This is a genomic window from Spongiactinospora gelatinilytica (genome assembly GCF_003236385.1).
In the GTDB taxonomy this organism is placed as follows: Bacteria; Actinomycetota; Actinomycetes; order Streptosporangiales; family Streptosporangiaceae; genus Spongiactinospora; species Spongiactinospora gelatinilytica.
Genome location: NZ_POUA01000512.1, coordinates 1 through 4,321, shown reverse-complemented (window position 1 = coordinate 4,321; position 4,321 = coordinate 1). Strand labels below are relative to the sequence as shown.

Here is a 4,321-nt window from a genome sequence, read left to right as displayed (position 1 = left end):
GGAGATGGGGTCGTCCACAGGCGACAAGTCGTTCTGCGGCGGGGATGTCCACTGGTCGCGGCGCTTTGGGCGGTGCCCGTGATGGGCGCGCGTAGCCTGATGTTGTGTTGCGCGCGACGACCACCGCCACCGGGGTCGAGTCCCCCGCCGGGCTCGCCCGGTTGCTCGACGCCCATGCCTACCTCACCGACGACGGCCTGGCCACCGCCTGCTTCCTCGCACTACGGATGCGCCGGCCGCTGTTCCTGGAGGGCGAGGCCGGCGTCGGCAAGACCGAGCTGGCCAAATGCCTGGCGGCGGTGCTCGGCGCGCCACTGATCAGGCTCCAGTGCTACGAGGGCCTGGACGCCGCGCACGCTCTCTACGACTGGGACTTCGCGCGCCAGCTCCTCCACCTGAAGGCCGCGGAGGCCGCCGGTGCGGCCGACGCCGCCCGGCTGGAGGGCGAGCTCTACGACCGGCGCTTCCTGATCGCCAGGCCGCTGCTCGCCGCGCTGGAGACCCAGCCCAGCGTGCTGCTGGTCGACGAGATCGACCGCGGTGACGACGAGTTCGAGGCGTTCCTGCTGGAGACCCTGTCCGACTACGCCATCTCCGTGCCCGAGCTCGGCACGATCCGCGCCCAGACGCCACCGGTCGTCGTGGTGACCTCCAACCGCACCCGCGAGGTCCACGACGCGCTGAAACGCCGCTGCATCTACCACTGGCTGGAACACCCCTCCTTCGACCGGGAGGTCGCGATCCTGCTGCGCCGCCTGCCGCACTGCGGCCAGAGCCTGGCCGCCCAGGTCGCCGGCGTGGCGGGGCGGCTGCGCTCGGCCGGCCTGGTCAAACCCCCCGGCATCGCCGAGACCCTCGACTGGACGGAGGCGCTGCTCACCCTGGGGGCCCGCGACCTCGATCCGGGCCTGGCCGCGGCCTCTCTCGGCGCGCTGCTCAAACACCGCGAGGACCAGGTGTCCGTGCTGCGCGACGGGCTGTTGCGCCATGAGTGAGATCCCCGGCCGCGTCGTGGCCACGCTGACCGGCTTCGCCCGCACCCTGCGGGCCGCCGGGGTGCCCGCCGACCACGAGCGCACCCGGAACATGCTGCGGGCCGCCGCCGCCCTCGGCGTGGCCGACCCCCATGGCCTCTACTGGGCCGGCCGCCTCACCCTGTGCGCGTCCCCCGACGACCTGCCCCGCTACGACAGATGCTTCACGGCCTACTTCGGCGGCCTGCGGCCCGGGGCGTCCCGCGCGGCGCCGCCGGCCATGACCGTCACCCGCCACCTCACGACCCTCGACGGCGACCGGGGCGGCCCCGATTCCCGCGACCCCGGAGAGCCCCAGGCCGCCGCCGCGAGCGACGCCGAACGGCTCCGCCACCGCGACGTGGCCGCGCTGACCGCCGCCGAGCGGGCCGAGATCCACCGGATGCTCGCCCTGCTCGCCGGCGAGCGTGAGCGACGCAGGTCGCGCCGGTTCGCACCGGCCCACCGCGGCGTCCTCGACGAGCGGCGCACGATCCGAGAGGGGCTGCGCCGGGGCGGCGAGATCGCCCTGCTGCGCCGCCGTGCCCACCGCCGCCGCCCCCGCGCGGTGGTCCTGCTGATCGACGTCAGCGGATCGATGTCCCCCTACGCCGACACCCTGCTGCGCTTCGCGCACGCCATGGTCAGATCCGAGCCGCGGGCCACCGAGGTGTTCAGCGTGGGCACCCGGCTGACCCGGCTCACCCCCGAGCTGCGCCACCGCGACCCCGATCTCGCGATGACCGCCGCCTCCACCGCCATCCCCGACTGGAGCGGCGGCACCCGGCTCGGCGAGGAGCTGAAGGAGTTCCTGGCCTCGCACCGGGCGCGGGGCGCCACGGTGGTGATCGCCTCCGACGGGTGGGAGCGCGGCGACGCGGCCCTGCTGGGCGCGCAGATGGCCCGGCTTTCCCGGCTGGCCCACCGGGTGATCTGGGTCAACCCGCACAAGGGGCACGAGGGCTACGAGCCGCTGACCGCCGGGATGCGCGCCGCGTTGCCCTACCTCGACGACTTCGTGGCCGGTCACAGCCTGGCCGCTTTCCAGGACCTCGCAGGAAGGCTCGGACATGCGTGATGTGTTGTCGCAGATCATCAAATGGTGGTCGGCGGGGGAGAAGTTCGGCCTGGCCACCGTGGTCGGAACGTTCCGGAGCGCGCCCCGGCCGCCCGGCGCGGCGATGGCGGTGCTCGGTGACGAGGCGGTCGGCAGCGTGTCCGGCGGCTGCGTCGAAGGGGCGGTCTACGAGCTGGCCCAGGAGGTCACCGCCGCGGGGGAGCCGGTGCTGCAACGGTACGGCGTGTCCGACGACGAGGCGTTCTCGGTCGGGCTGACCTGCGGTGGCATCATCGACGTCCTGGTGGAGCCGGTGTCTCGGGACACCTACCCGGAGCTGGGCGAGGTCGCCGCCTCGATCGCCGCCCACGAGCCGGTCGCGGTCGCCACGGTGCTGTCCGGCCCCGGCCGGGCGGGGGCCCGGCGCGTCGTGTGGCCGGGCCGGGCGTCGGGGTCGCTGGGCACGCCCAGACTCGACGCCGCCATCGACGACGACGCCCGCGGCATGCTGGCCCAGGGCCTCACCGGCATCCGCCGGTACGGCGCGCGCGGCGAGCGCAGGCTCGACGACCTGCCGGTGTTCGTCCAGTCCTTCGCCCCGCCGCCGAGGCTGCTCGTCTTCGGGGCCATCGACTTCGCCGCCGCCGTCGCGCGGATCGGCAAGTTCCTCGGCTACCACGTCGTGGTCTGCGACGCCCGGCCGGTCTTCGCCACCGAAAAGCGCTTCCCCGAGGCCGACGAGGTCGTGGTGAAGTGGCCGCACGACTACCTCACCTCGGTCACGGTCGACGAACGCACGGTCATCTGCGTGCTCACCCACGATCCCAAGTTCGACGTGCCCTTGCTGGAGGTGGCACTGCGCACCCGCGCGGCCTACGTCGGCGCGATGGGCTCCCGCCGCACCCACGACGACCGGATCACCCGCCTGCGCGAGGCGGGCCTGACGGAGGAAGAACTCGCCCGGCTACGCTCCCCGATCGGCCTCGACCTCGGCGCTCGCACCCCCGAGGAGACCGCGGTCGCCATCGCCGCCGAGCTGATCCAGCTGCGCTGGGGAGGTTCGGGACGGCCCCTCACCGACACCACGGGCCGCATCCACGGTGAGATCTGACCTCGGGGCCCGGTGAGCCTGAGCGTCCTCCTGCCCTGAAGGCGGCAGGGGAGACCGACCACACGCCGGTACCGAATCATCGGCCCGGGATGCCATGAGGGACCGCGCCGCCCCTTGGAGTGCGTACTGAATGCCCCGATTCAGCCCCGGGTGGTACGACGGGCCCGATTTCCCCTGGGGGCCCATAGGTGGCCGCGCTGTTCCTTGGGGCGTGGACATCTGGTGTTGATCCTCTGTGCCCATCGTCTGTGGGGAGATCAGTACGGCGGAGGGGGCCGTATCTCGGGGTGGTCGGGTGTTTCTTTGGTGTGGGGTGTCGGAAATGGGAGAGATGGCTCCGGTGGGCTGGGTGTTTTCTTGACCTGATGGTGTCGGGAACTGCCGGGGAGGCGGTGAACACTTGAGCGATGAGAATTTCGACAGGTACCGCGGGGTTGCTGCTGGCCGCTGGTGAGGGTGCGCGGTTCGGTATGCCGAAGGCGGAGATCGAGTTCGCGGGGGAGCGGCTGGTCGATCGGGCCGTACGTACGCTGCGGGAGGGCGGCTGCCATCCGGTGATCGTCGTGCTGGGGGCCGCGCTGGTGCAGGTCCGGGGGGCGGTCGTCGTCCACAATGCGGCCTGGCGTACCGGGATGGGCTCCTCGCTGCGCGCCGGGCTGGCCGCGCTTCCCGTGGAGGCCGAGCGGGTCGTGATCATGCTGGTCGACCAGCCGCGGATCGGGCCGGGCGCGGTGGCCCGGCTCATCGAGGCCGCCCATGCGGGCGCGAGCCTGGCCGTCGCCACGTACGGCGGGCGGCCCCGCAACCCCGTCCTGATCGCCCGCGAGCACGTCGCCGCGGTCGCCGGGTCGGCGGTCGGCGACGTCGGCGCGCGGGAGTTCCTGCGCGCCAACCCCGGCCTGGTCACCCATGTGCCCTGCGACGACGTGGGCGACCCCGCCGACATCGACACCCCGCACGACCTCGCCGCCCTCACCGGCGGCGACGACCCGGCCGCTGCTCCCACGGAGTCCTCCAGCGTTTCCGACCCCGCCGGGTAAGCCGCCTCGCCGCTTCCGACTCCGGCAGTCCCTCTCGCCGCCCTCAGCGGCGGTGGCGGCCTTGTGGCTGCCGCCAGGGGGCTGGTGGGTGAATCAGTGG

4 protein-coding genes are annotated in these 4,321 nt (G+C 73.3%); all 4 read left to right on the top strand.

Annotation, left to right across the window (positions count from 1 at the left end; genetic code table 11):
- Positions 1-104: 104 nt before the first annotated feature.
- The 4 genes from C1I98_RS35965 to C1I98_RS35950 all read left to right on the top strand — a co-directional run bounded on the left by C1I98_RS35965 (position 105) and on the right by C1I98_RS35950 (position 4,221).
- On the top strand, positions 105-995 hold the full coding sequence (locus C1I98_RS35965) for an AAA family ATPase (RefSeq protein ID WP_111171759.1): 891 nt from the start codon (positions 105-107) through the stop codon (positions 993-995).
- Positions 988-2,091 carry a vWA domain-containing protein gene (locus C1I98_RS35960; RefSeq protein ID WP_111171758.1) on the top strand — a complete coding sequence of 368 codons (1,104 nt, stop codon included), beginning with the start codon at positions 988-990 and terminating at the stop codon, positions 2,089-2,091. Before C1I98_RS35965 ends, C1I98_RS35960 begins: the two co-directional genes overlap by 8 nt.
- On the top strand, positions 2,084-3,181 hold the full coding sequence (locus C1I98_RS35955; RefSeq protein WP_111171757.1) for an XdhC family protein: 1,098 nt from the start codon (positions 2,084-2,086) through the stop codon (positions 3,179-3,181). Before C1I98_RS35960 ends, C1I98_RS35955 begins: the two co-directional genes overlap by 8 nt.
- Positions 3,182-3,588: 407 nt before the next feature.
- A complete protein-coding gene (locus C1I98_RS35950; RefSeq protein WP_111171756.1) occupies positions 3,589-4,221 on the top strand; it encodes a nucleotidyltransferase family protein in 633 nt (210 codons plus the stop codon).
- The last annotated feature ends 100 nt before the right edge of the window (positions 4,222-4,321 follow it).